We start from the raw sequence: 15,881 nt of genomic DNA on the forward strand, positions 1-15,881 counted from the left end.
CCAGTATGCACGGCACGCGCGGCCCAGTCTGCACGGCCCGTGCGGGCGCGGAAACTTACCCCAGCTCGTGGTACTGCCCGCGGAAGTACACCAGCGGGTCGTCGTCGGTGTAGCGGCTGTACTCCACGAAGCCCATGAACAGCGTGTGATCGCCCGCCGTGATGACCTGCTCCTTGCGGCACACCAGTTGCGCGATGCTGCCGCCGATCAGGGGCAGGCCCTCGTGCTCGAACCACGGCACGCGCTCCTCGGGGCCGGGCTTCCCGGCAAAGTGGTCACTCAGGTGCCGCTGCGTGGCCGACAGGACGTTCACGCCGAAATGCGTGACCGACTCGCCGGACAGCAGTTCATGCATCTGCGCGCGGGTATCCACGCTGACCAGAATCAGCGGCGGGGTCAGGCTGACCGACACGAACGCGCTGGCGGTCATGCCCCGGCGCGTCTGGCCGTCCGTGGCGGTGATAACCGTGACGCCGCTCGCGAAGCGGCCCAGGGTCTGACGGAATTCCGTGGCGTTCAGTCCGGCGGAGGGGGTGTCACTCATGCGGCGAGTGTACCCGCCCCGCCGCCCCCCCGAAGCCAGGTACAGCACCTGCCGGGTCCAGCCCCCGGGGTCTTTACCGCTTGACGGGCAGGACCGGCACGACCGGCGTGTCGCGCACCAGCAGGTCCGGCAGGCGCACCACGCCCCGCTCGGGAATGGTGTCCGCCCAGCGCTGACCGCTGACGCGCACCTCGGTTTTCCCGGCGGGCAGCGCCGCGAACCCGTAGTATCCCAGGGCGTCCGTCACGCTCTCGGCCACCACCCGGCCCTGCTGGATGGCCTGTACAGCCCGGCGGCCCGGCGTGGCCGTGCCCGTCACGCGGCCCAGCAGCCCCCGCACGGTGGGCGGCGCGTCCGTCCAGGCCAGCGGGCGTTCCAGGGGCATACCCGGCGCGCCCAGGACGTTCATGACGGACTTCAGGCCCTGCGCGGTCGACTCACGCTGCCCGTACACCCCGGCGGTCGGCGTGCGGTACGAGTACCCCACCCAGCCCATCCCGGTCTGCACGGCCCGGCGGGCCTGCGCGGCCGTGATGTCCGGCGTATTCAGGTACATGGCCGTCCCGGCTGCCAGCGCAGTCCGCGCGCCGTCCGGGCGGTCCCGGACCGACAGCGCAAACGCGTTCCAGCCGTCAAACCAGTCGGCCTGCGGGGCGACCGTGTCCCGCTTGTAGTTCATCAGGACGTTCAGGTCGATCAGGCCGCTCTGCATCCACGCGGGCCAGTCCTGAAGCACGTCCCCGTACGTGCGGGTGCGCGCGAAGGCGTTCAGGTCGCCGGGGCGAGGCGCCGTCTGGTACGTGATGGTCGCCGCGCTGACCCACGCGTCCGGCCGCAACGCCTTGACCTCCAGCGTGATGCGCCGCACGAGGTTCGTGACCTGCTCGCGCTTCCACGCGGCCCACTGCGGGTCGGTCGTGGCGGGCGTCCCGGCGCGGCCCGTCTCGGCGCGGTAGCGGGCCAGGGTCTTCGGGTCGTAGCCCCACACGTCCCCGTCCGGGTAGCGGATGCGGTCCAGTTGCACGCCGTCCACCGGGTAGTTCCGGACCAGACTGACGACCGCCTCGGCCATGTACGCCGCCGCGTCGGGAATCCCGGCGTCCAGCCACGTATCACGGCCCTCCTGCCAGGTGCCGTCCGGGCGGCGCGCCACCCAGGACGCCGCGCCCGCCTGCGCGCCATGCTGGCGCAGCACGTGCGCCGGGTTGGTGTTCGGCGCGGCCGTGTTGCCCACCCCGGTCACGCTGACCCACGCGATCACGCGCATCCCGCGCGCGTGCGCCAGCGTGGTAATGACCCGCAGCGGATCGAAGTTCTTCTCCAAGTCCGGGTCCGTCACGGTGGGCACGCTGGCCTTCAGGCACAGGCAGTCGGCGCGGCGGATGGCCTGCACGAACAGCGTGTTCACGCCCATGCGCTGCGCGTCCGCGACGGTCTGCGCGACCTGCGCCCGCGTCTTCAGGCCCGGCCCGAACGCATCGATCCACAGGCCCCGCAGGTTCGCGCCCGGCTCGGCCACCGGAGCAGCGGGCGCAGGCACCACAGCCGCAGGGGCCGCAGACACGGGCGCGGCCGGGGTGGACACGGCAGGCGGGGACGCAACTGGCACCGGCACAGGGGGCGTCGCCTCCGGAGAGGCGGGGGCGGCAGAAGCGGGTACCGCCGGGGTGGGCGCGGTGGGCGCGGTGGCCTGAACGCCCCCCAGGGCCAGCGTGCAGGTCAGGATCAGGGGCGCGGCGCGGCGCAGCAGAGGAGGCGTCATAGTCGTTCCCGGCAGGCTAGCGCACCCGCCCACCGGGCACATGAACACCCGCGCTCACTCGCGCAGCCGGGCAGGCCGGTCGCGTGTTACGCTCGACTGGCACCACAACCAACCGGAGGAAACACCATGAACAGACTTGCCCTGCTGGCCCTCGTCGGTACCATCGCCCTCGCCTCCTGCAACATGAACAAGGCTCCAGATGTCACTGGCACGACGAAAAGCGTGGCCTTCACCGCTCAGTTGAACAGCACGGCCGGGTCCGGTTACACGGGCGCCGCCGGCACCGCGAAATTCGTTGACCTGACGGGCGGCGACCGCCGCACCACGCTGACCGCTACCGGACTGAAACCCGGCGTGAACTACATCGCGCACTTCCATGCACGCGGCGCAGCGGCACCGGCCAGCACGGGCGACTGCGCCTCGGGAGGAGCCGTTGTGGGCGGGATGATCGGCGGGGACACCCTGTTCACCGCCGCCGCCGACGGCACCCTGACCATCAAGGGCTTCCAGAGCACGGCCGACCTGAGTAGCGCCGCATACATCAACATTCACGAGAAGGCCGCCGCGTCGGTTATTCCGCTCTGCGCCGACATCTGATCCGGATTCCCTGAGCAGCAGGCCGCCCCGTTCAGCGTGGGCGGCCTGTCTGCGTCTGGTGTGGGCGGAGGTTACACGTCGCTGTCGTCTACGTCCTCGGTGTCATCGTCGCCGGGGGTCACGGTGGGGGGCACGTTGCGGTTCTTGCCGATTTCGCGCACGCGCCCGCCAAAGCGGCTGCGGATGTCCTCGTACATGGGGTGCGCGCGGATGTCGCCCGGACGCGACGGCGCGGGCGCGGCCGCAGCAGTGGGCGCAGGGGCCGACAGTCCAGCCGGGGTCACGGCGGAAGCGGCGACCGGCGCGTGGACGGCGGCGGCGCGGGGAGACGGGGGAGGCGGGCTTTCCTGAACGGGGGTCAGGGGGCCGCTGTCGTCGTAGGGGCCGCCCAGGGCGTTCCAGTCGGGTTCCTCGGTGATGGGTTCCACGATGTACAGTTCGCGGCTGGCACGGGTGGGCGGCAGGCGATCGCCGCCCTGCGCGTCCGCAGGGGCCGGGGGCTGGTCGGCCACGTGGTCGGCCCCCTCCCCGAAGGGTTCCGTTCCGAAAGGATCGTCACCACCGAACGGATCGTGGGGCAGGGGCGCGGGCGCCACGTCGTCCGGGCTGCGCGGCCCGTGGCGTTCCGGGCGGGGGGGCAGCGCGGCGACCAGGGACGGGCTGGGGGCCACGGCAGCCACGGCCTGCTCCGTGTCCTGCTGGACGGCAGACTGGACTGGGCCGGACTGCGCTGGGCTGGTCTGGACTGGGCCGGACGGGGCAGCGCGGCGCGCCGCGGCCCGCACCGGCTCGAACGGTGCGATCTCTTGCACCATTTTCCCCAATGGTGCAGAGCTATCCGAAACGTGCAGTTCACCAACAGCAGCCACGCTGAGATTTTGCACTGATACATGAGTGCCGCCAGAAACCCGTTCCCGATCTCTGCTTTTACTTATAGATTTCTGAACGCCCTTGCTTGTAATGAGCTCGACATCAAGATTAGGGTAGGTTTTCCAAATTAAATCACACAAATCCTGAAATTTATCTACCAACTGATTGGTATGGAATGTCCACTTTGAATCAAGCTCGACAACAAATACTCCTTTATCAACCCTGACTTTAGCTTCTCGAATAAATGGCTTAAAGGATATCGCCGCCGATTCGCGCAACTGCTTCCACTGAGCATCACTAATGTGTAATTCAGCTTCTGATAAATCATGTGAAACGGCAACCGACAATCGCCGCTCCTCACTGCCTTGCCGGTTAACTGGCTGCGTTGCAACTGACCTAACGGCGCCGGGGTCGAAGTCCGCGACCGGGGCGCTCACCACCGGCCCACCGGCGGGGCGGGCGCGCAGGCTGGCGAGTTCCTTTTCCAGTCGGTTGAGGCGTTGCGTGAGGTCCGCCGGGACGGACGCGGCGGGGCCTGTGGCGGCCCCGGCGGCGGGCCGGCCAGCGGCACCGCTGCTGGCGTCGGCGGCCAGCAGGGCGTGCGTGAGGGCCAGTTCCAGGCTCTGCTGGTCGGCGGCGCGGGCAAAGCGGGATTCCTGCTCGTCCAGCGCCGCCTGAAGTTTCAGGAGTCTGGGAACGTCCGCGCCGTCCAGGCGGGCTTCCGGACCGGTGTCTTTCAGGCCCAGTTCGGCGTGCAGGGCCGCGCCAAGCGCCGCGACGAGACCCTCGACGACCGTGCGGGCCGCAAACCCGTCGCGGTACAGGGCGGCTGCGCCGCTGATGGCGGCTCCCGCGTCCCCGCCCACCAGCGCGGCGGCAATGCCGCGCACCCGTTCGCCCGGCGGGAGGCCCAGCGCGTCCTCCACACCCGCGCGGGTGATGGCGGTCCCGGCGGCCAGCATCCGCTCCAGCAGGCTCTCGCCGTCGCGCATGGCGCCGTCGGCCAGTCGGCCGATCAGGTGCAGGGCGTCCGGTTCGGCGCGCGCGCCCTCGCGCTGTACCAGTCCGCCGAGCTTCCCGGCGATCTCCTCGGGCGTCAGGCGGCGAAAACGGTAGTGCTGGCAGCGCGAGAGGATGGTCGGGATGATCTTCTCGGGTTCGGTGGTCGCCAGGATGAAGATCACGTGGCTGGGTGGCTCTTCCAGCGTTTTCAGGAGGGCGTTGAAGGCCGCGCGGCTCATCATGTGCGCCTCGTCGAGGATGTAGATCTTCTTGCCGCCGTGCATGGCGGCCAGACTGACCTTCTCGCGCAGGTCGCGCACGTCGTCCACGCTGTTGTTGCTGGCCGCGTCGATCTCCATGACGTCCGGGTGCGATCCGGCGCGGACGCTCAGGCAGGAGTCGCACTCACCGCAGGGTTTGGGCAGCGGCCCGGTGCAGTTGGCGGTCATGGCGATCAGGCGGGCCGTGGTGGTCTTGCCGACCCCGCGCGGCCCGCTGAACAGGTACGCGTGCCCCACGCGGCCCTGTTCCAGCGCGGCTTTCAGGACGTCCTTGACGTGCTCCTGCCCGACCACGTCCTCCCAGCGCACAGGCCGGGCGCGCTGATAGATGGCGCTCACGGGCGCCCTCCGGCGGCGCGGAGGCGAGGCCCGAACGCTGAACCACACGGCCTGACGCCGCTCAACCCGACCCCACCACTGCACACACGCCGCTTCACCTCAGCATTCTAGAGCCCAGGCGGGAAGCGGCGCAGTGAGACAGGGAACATGGGGGTCGGGGCAGGCACCCTGGAAACGCCCGCTGTCAGGTGGCCGACAGGGGTTCCTGCGGTGAGCGTTGCAGGGCCGCCCTGAATTCAGCGAATTCCTCGCGGGTGACGGGCGGCACTTCCAGCGCATTCATGTGACGGACGATCAGGTAGACGAGGCAAAGCAGAACGACGCACGCAGTCAGCAACACAGAGACCTCCTGTCTCAAGTCAATTAAGGTTGGATCAGGAATATACATGGAAATCAGCTTAAGATCGTGTAGGTCGTCTCATAACATGTGACAACAGTGAGAAAGTTCCCATTTCCGCCTTCCTCCCCACCGCACTGCTGGGCCGGACGGTGGCGTGCCGGTACGGAAGCCGCAGAAGCCCCCGCCACGCACGGTGCTCATGGACTGGCCGACCGGAATTCGTCCCACAGGCGGCGTCCCAGACAGACAGAAGGTGTCGCCTGGCAGGCGACACCTTCTGTCTGTTTCATGTTGTCTTTTTGTCGTTCCGTTGCCTGCCCTCAGGCCGGGCTCTGCTTTCCATCACCCATCACCTGTCAACCATCAACCCTGCCGCAGTGGGAGGTAACGCGGTTGCCACGCGCGGTCGCGGATCACGGCTTCCAGTTCGTCGCGGGTCATGTTGCGGATGCGGCGCTCGGCGCACACGCCGTCCCGGATGCTCTGCAGGGCGACGTTCACGGCCACCTGGATGCTCAGTTCGCGCAGTTCGCTGATGGGCGGGTACACGCGCTCGCCGTACGCCTGCGTGAACTCGGCGAGGGTGCGGGCGGCTTCCATGACCATGTTGTCCGTGATTTCACGGGCGCGGCTGGCGACGGCTCCGAAGCCCAGTCCGGGGAAGATGAAGGCGTTGTTGCCCTGCCCGACCGGGTAGCGTTTCCCTTCGTACTCCACGTCGGGGAACGGGCTGCCGGACGCGATGATCGCGCCGCCGCGCGTCCAGTGGATCAGGTCGGCGGGGCGCGCCTCGACGTGGCTGCTGGGGTTGCTCAGCGGGAACACGATGGGCCGGGGCGTGAAGTCCAGCATGGCCTGCACGCTCTCCTGCCGGAACAGGCCGGGCACGCCCGTGAAGCCCAGTAGCGCGGTGGCGCGGGCGTTCACGATCACGTCGTGCATGCTGGGGTACTCGCCGTCGAACACCCAGCCGCTCAGGTCTTCCGGGCGGCGCGCGAAGCTCAGCTGCTGGTCTTCCAGGTCCGGCTGGCCGTGCATCAGCAGGCCGTAGCGGTCCACGACGAACACGCGGGCGTTCGCGTCCTCAGCGCTCAGCCCGTCGGCCTGAAGGCCGTGGCGGATGGCCATGGCCACGCCGATCCCGGCGGCCCCCGCGCCCACCACCACGAACACCTGTTCGCTCAGGCGTTCGCCCTTGAGGCGCGCGGCGCTGATCAGCCCGGCCAGCGCCATGGCGCCCGTGCCCTGAATGTCGTCGTTGAAGCTGGGCACCACGCGGCGGTAGCGTTCCAGCACCCGGAACGCCGTGCCCCGGCTGAAATCCTCCCACTGGATGATCGCTTTCGGGTAGCGGGCCGTGACGGCCTCCACGAAGGTATCCAGGAACTCGTCGTAGGCCTCGCCGGTCAGGCGGCGGTGGTGCACGCCCAGGTACAGCGGATCGTCGATCAGGTCCTGACGGTTGGTGCCGACGTCCAGCTCGACCGGCAGGGTCTTGTCCGGCCCGACGCCCCCGGCGGCCGTGTACAGCGACAGTTTCCCGATGCTGATCGCCATGCCCCCGAAGCCCTGATCCCCGATGCCCAGGATGGCGCTGCTGTCGGTGGCGACGATCATGCGCACGTCGTTCACGGTGACGTTCTCCAGCATGTCCTCCACGCGGTCGATGTCGCCCGTGCTGACCGTGAACCCGCGCGGGTAACGGTAGTTGCTGGAGTAGTGACGGACCGCCTCGCCCACCGTGGGCGTGTAGATGATGGGCAGCATCTCCTCAAGGTGATCTTCCAGGATCGCGTAGAACAGCACCTCGTTGCGGTCCTGCAGGGCGCGCAGGTATTCGTGCTTTTCCAGGTCGGAACTGCACTTGAGGTAGCGCAGGTACGTGCGTTCCTTCTGCTCCTCGAAGGTGCTGGTGTGCGGCGGCACGAGGCCCTCGAGGCCCAGTTCCCGGCGTTCCTCGGGCGTGAAGGCCGTGGTCTTGTTCAGCAGCGGATTCTGCAGCAGCGCCAGTCCCGACACGTGCACGTCGATGAAGCGCTGTCCCTGAGGGTCGCGTTTCACGTCGTAGTACCGGGAGACAGGAAGATTTTTCGGCATGACGCTCCAGCATAGCCGCCGGCCGTTGTACCCGGTCCAGGCACGCCACGCACACAATGCACGCAGCCGCCCAGACAGGCACGCAGCTCTGTTCAGCCCGTGAACAGAAAGGGGCAGCGGGGCGCGGTTCGCGGGGGGCGGTGGGTCACGGCGTCCCGGTATGCTCCGCCCAGCGTTGCCGGAGGGTGTCGAAATTCGCGTCGATGCGCGCCTGCGGCAGCACCATCTGCGTGGTCGTGCCGTGCCCGATCTGGTCACCGAGTTCGTTCACGGCGACCATGCGGGCGGTCACGCGCCGCCCCTCCTGCCGCTCGAAGGTGGCCGTCACGGTGACGCGCATGCCGGGCAGGGCGCTGGCCGTGTGCGTCACGTCCACCTGCGTGCCGATACCGCCCTCGCCCTCTTCCAGGAACGGCAGGATGATCTTGCGGCCCGCCTCCTCGAAGTGCCGGGCCATCCAGTACGTGGCGTACACCGGGTGCAGTCGGCCCAGTTCCCCGAAGTTCACGGTCATCTCGTCGGTCACGGTCACGCTCAGCGTCTGCGTGAATTCCTCTGGAATGGCTTGCATGCCCAGCAGGCTAGTACGGACCGGGCCTGTCCTGCCGGGGCCGGGCAGCCGGGCGAGCGGTCAACGGTCCCTTAATCCGCTCTGGCGCACAGCTCACCGGGGCGGCACGTACACTGCCGGTCATGAAGGACCGCCCGTGACCCTCAAGCCCGCCGATCTGTTCACGCTGCTGCGCGACGCCTTCCTGGCGTTCGGGCAGGACAAGGCCCCCCGGCTGGCGGCGGCCATCGCGTACTACGCCATGTTCAGCCTGGCGCCGCTGCTGCTGCTGGCCGTGCTGGTCGCCGGGCAGTTCCTGAGCAGCGGCACGGTCCTGGACGACCTGTTCGGCCCGGCCGGGATCGTGGCGCAGAACCTGGGCGTGGAAGCGGCGGACTTCCTGCGCGGCCTGATCGACACGGACGCCCTGCAAAAAGGCAGCGTGATCGCCACCATCGCCGCGTTCGTGACGCTGTTCATGGGCGCCACCGGGCTGTTCGTGCAGCTTCAGGACGCCCTGAACTCCATGTGGGGCGCGGACCCCGGCCCGCCGCAGGGGTTCCTGAACGTCCTGTGGACCCGCGTGAAATCGTTCCTGATGATCCTGGCCATCGGGGTGCTGCTGATCGCGTTCCTGGGCGTGAACACGTACCTGTCGGTCATCGCGCAGCGTCTGGGCGACACCATCGGCGCCGGGGCGTTCTTCGTGCGGGCCGGGACGGCGCTGCTGTCCGTGCTGTTCCTGGCGCCGGTGTTCGCCGGGATCTACAAACTGCTGCCCGACGTGAAACTGGAGTGGCGGGAAGTGTGGGTGGGGGGCTTTTTCACGTCCACACTGTTCACGCTGGGGCAACTGGGCATCGGCCTGTACCTGGGGCAGGCCGCGCCGGGCAGCGCGTTCGGGGCGGCCGCCACGCTGATCGTGCTGCTGCTGTGGATCTACTACTCGGCCATGATCTTCTTCTTCGGGGCGGAGGTCACGTGGGTGTACTCGCAGCGCTTCGGCACGCACGCGGGCGGCGCGGCGAACACCGCCAAGAAGGAAGCCCTGGCCGCCCAGGGAGCCGAGATCGACCCGACCGAAAGCCAGCAGGAACGGGAATCGAAACGGCAGGCGCGGCGCCCGGTCCGTGACAGCCGGGGCCGGGTGCTGGGCGTGCCGGTACCGCGCGTGCTGCCCAGGGTGCCGCGCCGCGAGGAAGGCCGCGTGCTGCCCACCGTCCGCGCCGCCGTGTGGAACGCCGTGACCGCCGTGCTGGCTGTGCCCGCCGTGATCGTGCTGCGCGTGCTGGGCATCACGGGCGGCCGGCGCAGGTAGTTCCCTGGACGGCCGTCAGTCCAGCGTGACGGGGTACGGCAGCGTGCCCTCGTAGATGGCGCGGCCCACGATGGCTCCCTCGATGCCCTCGTCCTGAAGCAGGCGCACGTCGTCCGTGTTGGCCACGCCGCCGCCCACGATCAGGGTGTGGGCCCACAGGCCGCGCACCTGCCGCATCAGGTCGCGGTCCAGGCCGCGCAGGGTGCCGTCGCGGGTCACGTCCGTGAAGATCAGGGTCTCTAGGCCCGCATCGGCCAGGGCGGGGGTCAGGTCGCCGACCATCACGCCGCTGCCCTGCGCCCAGCCGTGCGTGGCGACCTCCAGGCCGCGCGCGTCCAGGCTCACGACCACCCGCTGGGAGCCGTGCTCGGCGATCAGGTCGGTCACCATGGCGGGGTCCTTCACGGCGGCCGTGCCGATCACGACGCGCTGCACGCCCAGGCGCAGCAGTTCCCCGGCGGCCTCGCGGCTGCGGATCCCGCCGCCCACCTCGACCGCCACGCCCAGTTCGGCGGTGATCTGCGCGATCACGGCGCGGTTCTCGCCGCGTCCGGTGGCGGCGTCCAGGTCAACCAGATGCACCAGGGACGCGCCCAGGCTCACCCAGTGGCGCGCGGCGTCAAGCGGCGAGTCGAAGTACACGGTCTCGCGGTCCGGGTCACCCTCGAACAGGCGGACGGCGCGGCCGGACTGGATGTCCACGCAGGGAATGATCAGCGGCAAACTCATGCGCCACAGGATACGGGCCGCAGGCGGCGGCCGGGTCACGCGGGAGGCTGCGGGAAGCTACACTGCCCCCGTGCGCGTCGGGATTGTCACTGCTACCTACCTGCCGTCCCGCAACGGGGTGGCGACCAGCACGGCCCTGTTCGCGCGGGGCCTGCGGGACCTCGGGCACGAGGTGCGGATCTTCGCGCCCCGCCACCCGCAGATGCCGCCCCGCGAGGACGGCGTGTACCGCCTGAACTCCTCGTTCGCGGGCGCGCGGGCGCTGGGCGCTCCGGCCGATTACCCCGTGATGCTGGCGCCCGGGCCGCTGCTGACCTCGCGCCTGCCGCTGCGGGACCTGGACGTGCTGCATACCATGCACCCGTTCCTGGCCGGACAACTGGCCCTGAGGTGGTCGCGGCTGTCGGGGGCGCCCGTGGTGTACACGGCGCACACGCAGTACGACCAGTACCTGCACTACGCGCCCATGCCGGGGCGGGTGGGCCGGGCCGTGCTGCGCCCGCACGTGAGCGCCTTCGCGCGCCGGGTGGACGCGGTGCTCGCGCCGGGCCGGGCGATGGTGGACATGCTGCGCGAGTACGGCTTCGCGGGACGCGTGGACCTGCTGGCCAACCCGGTGGACCTCGCGTCGTTCCGCGCGGCGAGCGGCGCGGCCTTCCGCGCCGAGTTCCACGTGGGACCAGACACGCCGCTGGTCATGTACCTGGGTCGGCTGGCCCCGGAGAAGAACCTGGACGTGATGCTGCGCGCCTTCACGCGGGCGCGGGCCAGCCGCCCGGAACTGCGGCTGCTGGTGGTCGGCGACGGCCCCAGCCGCGCGCCCCTGCAGGCACAGGCCCCGGAAGGCGTGACCTTCACCGGCCCCGTCCCGTACGCCCGCGTGCCCGAAGCCCTGGCGGCCGCCGACGCGTTCATCACGGCCAGTACCAGCGAGGTGCTGCCCATGAGCATGATCGAGGCGCTCGCGGCGGGCACGCCCCTGGTCGCCGCGCAGAGTCCCGCCGCGCTGGACCTGATCGAGGAAGGCGTGAACGGCACGGTCCGCCACGCCACGCCCGAAGCCCTGGCCGACGGCCTGCTGGGCACCCTGCACCCGGACCGCCTGCCGGCGTTGCAGGAGGGCGCGCGCCTCAGTGCCGCCCGGTACGACCTGCCGGTGCGGGCCGCCGCGCTGGCCGCCGTGTACGAACGCGCGCGGCAGGAACGCACCCGCCGCTGACCCGCCGCGCGGACCTTCCCGAAATTCTCAGAGGCCGCCGCCCTGCCACAGCAGCAGGAGTGCCAGTCCGGCCGCCACCGGCAGCGCCAACCACAGCCAGCGGCCGGGTAGGCGCCACACGGCGGCGATCAGGGCGGCCGCCAGGGTCAGGCCGCCTGCCTGCGCGGCCAGCAGCGCCCGGCGCGGCACGCTGAACGCGTAGGCGCTCATGTACAGCCCCAGCAGGGCGCACGCGGCGATCAGGATTGACAGCAGCAGTCTGGCGGGAAGACCCATGTGCAAGCGTACCGCGCAGGAATACCGGAGGCCGGAATGCAACAAGAAAGCCCCGGCATTGCTGCTGGGGCCTTCCTTGTGGTGCCGAAGATGGGACTTGAACCCACACGCCTCGCGGCGCTAGTCCCTGAAACTAGTGCGTCTACCAATTCCGCCACCTCGGCACACCTTTGGTAATCTCGCCCGCGCTCGGGCGCGTTTCAGGGCTCGCTTACTTTATAGGCGAGTGCCAGAACTGTCAACCCCCACCCCGGAAATGAACGGGCCGCGCCGGGTTACCCTCTCCCGGCGCGGCCCAGGGCAGGGGTTCAGGCGACGGGTTCGCCGCGTTCGCGCATGCGTTCGAGCAGTTTGCCGGGTTCGAACAGGCTGGCGCCCGCGCCGTAGCGGGCCTGCACGGCGCGGTTGACCAGCCAGAGCGCGCCGGCCACGCCCACCAGACTGATCACCAGGCCCGGAATGCGCATCAGGGCGTTCACGGCGGCCACCTGCGCGTTGAATTCGTCCGTGCCGAACTTGGCAGTCACGCGCCCGTAGTTCACGACGCTGTTCACGACGCCGCCGATCAGGTCCACCACCGCGAACACGACGGTGCCCAGCACCAGTCCCCGGTGCACGCCCGGGTCGCGCATGGCCTGCTGCGTGGCGGCGCGGTGCTCGGGGCTCTCGCCGATGGAACTGGCGTCCAGGAACACCCGGAACAGCGGCACGCTGGTCGCCGCACTGATCAGGAACAGCAGCCCCGTCAGGTACGAGCGGGCCGAGTCCTTGATGGCGTACCAGAAGCCGTCCACGTACCAGAAGGCCAGCGCGCCGCTGAACAGCGCGCCCGCCCCGCCGATCAGCGCGACCGGGCTGACGTTGCGGTTCACGGTCAGGTCCCACAGCACGTACCCGACGGGAATCAGGGCGGCCAGCAGGTACGCGCGGACGTTCCCGGCCGTGCCGCCGCCGAACACCTGCTCGGCAATGCTGATGCCGCTACCCAGGATGTTCGGGCTGAGAATCAGGATCGGGATGACCAGCGTGAACACCAGGTCCCAGACGGTTTTCGGAACGCGGGCCTTCGGGCTGGGGTGGGCATCGGGAGTGGGGGTGGGGGCCGCTTGGCTCATGGCCGGCATTCTCTCATCCGCAGGTGAGGAGTGCGCCGCGCCTGGCACCGGCCCACCACGTCCTGACCTTCGGCCTGTACGATCCGGAGGATGCGTGTTCTGGAAGTGTTTCTGGTGTTCCTGCGGCTGGGCCTGACGAGTTTCGGGGGTCCGGTCGCGCACCTGGGGTACTTCCGCGCGGAGTTCGTGACGCGCCGCGCGTGGCTGGGCGAGGCGGCGTACGCGGATCTGGTGGCGCTGGCCGGGTTCCTGCCCGGCCCGGCCAGTTCGCAGGTGGGCCTGAGCGTGGGCCTGCTGCGCGCCGGCTGGCCGGGCCTGCTGGCCGCCTGGGCGGGCTTCACGCTGCCCAGCGCCGCCATGATGACCGCGCTGGCGCTGGGCCTGACCCGCCTGGGCGATCCGGGTCAGGCCGGGTGGCTGACCGGCCTGAAGCTCGCGGCGGTCGCAGTGGTCGCGCAGGCCGTGGCGGGCCTGTGGGCGTCGCTGGTCACGGACCGGGTGCGGGCGGGGCTGGCGCTGGGCACGGCGGCGGCGTTGCTGCTGTGGCCCGGCGCGGGCGCGCAGGTGCTGGCGCTGCTGGTGTGCGCGGGCGTCGGCTGGCGCTGGCTGACTGGGAAGGTCGGCGCGGGCGGCGCAGCCTTGCCCGCCGTTCCAGTGTCCCGCCGCGCCGGGACCGCGCTGCTGCTCCTGGCCGGGGCGCTGCTGCTGGCACTGCCGCTGCTGGCGCCGCTGGGGCCGGGCTGGGCCACGCTGGACGCCACATACCGCGCCGGGGCGCTGGTGTTCGGAGGCGGGCACGTGGTCCTGCCGCTGCTGGAGGGCAGCTTCGCGGGCGCGCTGCCGCAGGGCACCTTCACAGCCGGGTACGGCGCGGCGAACGCCATGCCGGGACCGCTGTTCACCTTCGCCACGTTCCTGGGGGCCGCCGCGCACGGCCCGGCCGGGGCGCTGATCGCCACGCTGGGCATCTTCCTGCCCGGCGCGCTGCTGATGGTCGGCGCTCTTCCCCACTGGGCGGCGCTGGCCGCCCGCCCGTCTGCCCGCGCCGCGCTGGCCGGACTGAACGCCGGCGTGGTCGGCCTGCTGCTGGCCGCGCTGTATGACCCGGTCTTCACCAGCGCCGTGCGCGGCCCGCGTGACCTCGCGCTGGCGCTGCTGGCCTACGCCGCCCTGACCGTCCTGAGGTGGCCCGCCTGGGCCGTCGTGCTGGCCTGTGCGGGCGTCGGGTGGGCGGCGCTGTAGGAGCCGCCTCCGTCCTCAGGCTCTACGGACAGGCCTCGTCCTGAAGGCCGTAGATGGTCAGGAAACGCCCCACGCGGGCACCCAGGGTGGGCAGGGGCGCGACCTCGCCGCACACCCAGTCCGGCTGGTACGCACGGCACACGTCGGGGCGCGTGTCGTACACGGCGCACAGGTGCCCGCACCCCTGATCGGGTCCGAGGTTCACGCACGGCACACCCAGCGGTTTGCCCAGCGCGTGAATGTCCGGCGCGGCGCAGCAGGCCCCGCAGGCGGCGCAGTCCCGCGTGACCGGACTGCGCGGGGCCACACCGGCGGGCGGGGTGAACCGGGCAGCCTCCTGCGCGTTGAGGTGCAGCGGCCCGGCGACCCTGGTCAAGCCAGTTCGGCCAGCGCGGCCAGCAGCGCGTCGTTCTCGGCGGGCGTGCCGACGGCCACGCGCAGGCAGCCTTCGAGCAGGTGCAGGCGGTCCTGGCGGCGCACGACGATCCCGCGTGACAGCAGGTGCGCGTAGGTGGTGCCGGCGTCCGGGGAGCGCAGCAGGAAGAAGTTCGAGCCGCTGGGCAGCGCCTCCAGGGTCGGGTGCGTGGCCAGGGCCTCCAGCACCCGCCCCCGCTCGCGCAAGCCCTCGGCCACACGCTCTTGCACATAGGCAGGGTTTTCCAGCGCGACTTCCAGGGCCGTCTGAGCCAGCAGGCTGACGTTGAAGGCCGGCACGAGCTTCTGGAGCTGCCCAGCCAGTTCCGGGTGTGCCAGCGCGTACCCGAGACGCAGGCCCGCCAGTCCCCAGGCCTTGCTGAAGGTGCGCAGGCTCAGGCAGTGGGGGTGCGCGCGGATCAGGTCGCGGTGATCCTGCCCGCCGTACTGGTAGTACGCCTCGTCGATCACCACGATCCAGCCCTGCGCGGCGTCGATCAGGGCGCGGATGTCGCGTTCGGCGTCCACGTGTCCGGTCGGGGCGTGCGGCTGCGTGATGTACAGCACGCCGGGCGCCCGCGCGGCCAGTTCGGCCTTCAGCGCCTCGACCGGCAGGCTGAAGTCCGCCTTCAGCGGCACCTGCACCAGTTCGGCGCCCAGCAGCTGCGCTTCGAGGGTGTACACGCTGAAGGTGGGGTTCACGGTCAGGACCGTCTGCCCGATGCCGCCCAGCTCGGTCAGCAGTTTGATCAGCACGTTACTGCCGGGCGTGACGACCACGCCCGCCGCGTCCCAGTCCTCGAACGCGGCGATGCGTTCACGCAGGGTGTCGGCGTGCAGGTCCGGGTAACGGTTCCAGGGGCGGGCGGCCATGCGCGCCAGGGCCTCGGCCTTCAGGTCCGCCGGGAAATCGTACGGGTTCTCGTTCTGGTCGAGCTTGATGGGTACGTCCAGCGGCGTGAACGGGTAGGCGGGCACGTCGCGCACGGCGGCGCGCACCCCGGCCGGAGTGATTCCGGCATCGGCAGAGGGCGTGGAGGTCATGGGGTTCGTTGTATCACCCGCCCCCCGCCGGGCGTCCACCCAGGCCAGACCCGCCCAGCCGTCCGCACCGGGCCGGGGCCGCGCACCCACCGGTACAGACGCCGCACCAAACGCCCGTTTGGGCGCGTGCTACCCTTCCCTT

At 70.4% G+C, this 15,881-nt stretch carries 15 protein-coding genes and 1 tRNA gene; 4 read left to right on the forward strand and 12 right to left on the reverse strand.

Annotation, left to right across the window (positions count from 1 at the left end; translation table 11 throughout):
- Window positions 1-55: 55 nt before the first annotated feature.
- Window positions 56-544, reverse strand: coding sequence for a flavin reductase family protein (locus M8445_RS03775; protein WP_273989795.1), 489 nt, complete (start codon window positions 542-544; stop codon window positions 56-58).
- Window positions 545-617: 73 nt separating this feature from the next.
- Window positions 618-2,306 (reverse strand): glycoside hydrolase family 10-like protein, encoded by a 1,689-nt coding sequence (locus M8445_RS03780; RefSeq protein ID WP_273989796.1) that lies wholly within the window; start codon window positions 2,304-2,306, stop codon window positions 618-620.
- Between the two features lie 126 nt (window positions 2,307-2,432).
- On the opposite strand from M8445_RS03780, the gene M8445_RS03785 reads away from it, so the two are divergent.
- Entirely contained in the window at window positions 2,433-2,903 is a 471-nt protein-coding gene (locus tag M8445_RS03785) for a hypothetical protein (protein ID WP_273989798.1), read from the forward strand.
- 71 nt (window positions 2,904-2,974) lie between these two features.
- On the opposite strand, the gene dnaX is transcribed toward M8445_RS03785, so the two are convergent.
- From dnaX to M8445_RS03805, 4 genes are all read right to left on the reverse strand, one after another.
- Complete coding sequence (gene dnaX / locus M8445_RS03790) at window positions 2,975-5,395, reverse strand: DNA polymerase III subunit gamma/tau (protein ID WP_273989799.1); 2,421 nt, start codon at window positions 5,393-5,395, stop codon at window positions 2,975-2,977.
- A gap of 184 nt (window positions 5,396-5,579) precedes the next feature.
- Window positions 5,580-5,783 (reverse strand): hypothetical protein, encoded by a 204-nt coding sequence (locus tag M8445_RS03795; protein ID WP_273989800.1) that lies wholly within the window; start codon window positions 5,781-5,783, stop codon window positions 5,580-5,582.
- 315 nt (window positions 5,784-6,098) lie between these two features.
- A complete protein-coding gene (locus M8445_RS03800) occupies window positions 6,099-7,832 on the reverse strand; it encodes an NAD-dependent malic enzyme (RefSeq protein WP_273989801.1) in 1,734 nt (577 codons plus the stop codon).
- Between the two features lie 145 nt (window positions 7,833-7,977).
- Window positions 7,978-8,403 (reverse strand): thioesterase family protein, encoded by a 426-nt coding sequence (locus M8445_RS03805; RefSeq protein ID WP_273989804.1) that lies wholly within the window; start codon window positions 8,401-8,403, stop codon window positions 7,978-7,980.
- A 136-nt stretch (window positions 8,404-8,539) separates the two neighbouring features.
- On the opposite strand from M8445_RS03805, the gene M8445_RS03810 reads away from it, so the two are divergent.
- Complete coding sequence (locus M8445_RS03810; RefSeq protein ID WP_273989805.1) at window positions 8,540-9,700, forward strand: YihY/virulence factor BrkB family protein; 1,161 nt, start codon at window positions 8,540-8,542, stop codon at window positions 9,698-9,700.
- A gap of 15 nt (window positions 9,701-9,715) precedes the next feature.
- Here the strand turns inward: M8445_RS03810 and hisA are convergent, their stop codons facing one another.
- Complete coding sequence (gene hisA, locus M8445_RS03815; protein WP_273989806.1) at window positions 9,716-10,429, reverse strand: 1-(5-phosphoribosyl)-5-[(5-phosphoribosylamino)methylideneamino]imidazole-4-carboxamide isomerase; 714 nt, start codon at window positions 10,427-10,429, stop codon at window positions 9,716-9,718.
- Window positions 10,430-10,499: 70 nt separating this feature from the next.
- Between hisA and M8445_RS03820 the strand changes: the two genes are divergently transcribed.
- Window positions 10,500-11,648, forward strand: a complete 1,149-nt coding sequence (locus tag M8445_RS03820) for a glycosyltransferase family 4 protein (protein WP_273989808.1) — start codon at window positions 10,500-10,502, stop codon at window positions 11,646-11,648.
- Window positions 11,649-11,675: 27 nt separating this feature from the next.
- On the opposite strand, the gene M8445_RS03825 is transcribed toward M8445_RS03820, so the two are convergent.
- The 3 genes from M8445_RS03825 to M8445_RS03835 form a co-directional block, all read right to left on the reverse strand.
- Window positions 11,676-11,924 (reverse strand): hypothetical protein, encoded by a 249-nt coding sequence (locus tag M8445_RS03825; protein ID WP_273989810.1) that lies wholly within the window; start codon window positions 11,922-11,924, stop codon window positions 11,676-11,678.
- Between the two features lie 79 nt (window positions 11,925-12,003).
- A tRNA-Leu gene (locus M8445_RS03830) sits at window positions 12,004-12,088 on the reverse strand.
- Between the two features lie 144 nt (window positions 12,089-12,232).
- The gene (locus tag M8445_RS03835; RefSeq protein ID WP_273989811.1) at window positions 12,233-13,039 is read right to left on the reverse strand and encodes a VC0807 family protein; all 807 of its coding nucleotides are present in this window, start codon (window positions 13,037-13,039) and stop codon (window positions 12,233-12,235) included.
- 90 nt (window positions 13,040-13,129) lie between these two features.
- Between M8445_RS03835 and chrA the strand changes: the two genes are divergently transcribed.
- A complete protein-coding gene (gene chrA / locus M8445_RS03840; RefSeq protein ID WP_273989813.1) occupies window positions 13,130-14,281 on the forward strand; it encodes a chromate efflux transporter in 1,152 nt (383 codons plus the stop codon).
- A 22-nt stretch (window positions 14,282-14,303) separates the two neighbouring features.
- Here the strand turns inward: chrA and M8445_RS03845 are convergent, their stop codons facing one another.
- Window positions 14,304-14,657 (reverse strand): YkgJ family cysteine cluster protein, encoded by a 354-nt coding sequence (locus M8445_RS03845; protein ID WP_380091026.1) that lies wholly within the window; start codon window positions 14,655-14,657, stop codon window positions 14,304-14,306.
- Window positions 14,654-15,739, reverse strand: a complete 1,086-nt coding sequence (gene hisC / locus M8445_RS03850) for a histidinol-phosphate transaminase (protein WP_273989815.1) — start codon at window positions 15,737-15,739, stop codon at window positions 14,654-14,656. The genes M8445_RS03845 and hisC overlap by 4 nt, the downstream gene beginning before the upstream one ends.
- Window positions 15,740-15,881: the final 142 nt, after the last annotated feature.

It is taken from the genome of Deinococcus aquaticus (genome assembly GCF_028622095.1).
In the GTDB taxonomy this organism is placed as follows: domain Bacteria; phylum Deinococcota; class Deinococci; order Deinococcales; family Deinococcaceae; genus Deinococcus; species Deinococcus aquaticus.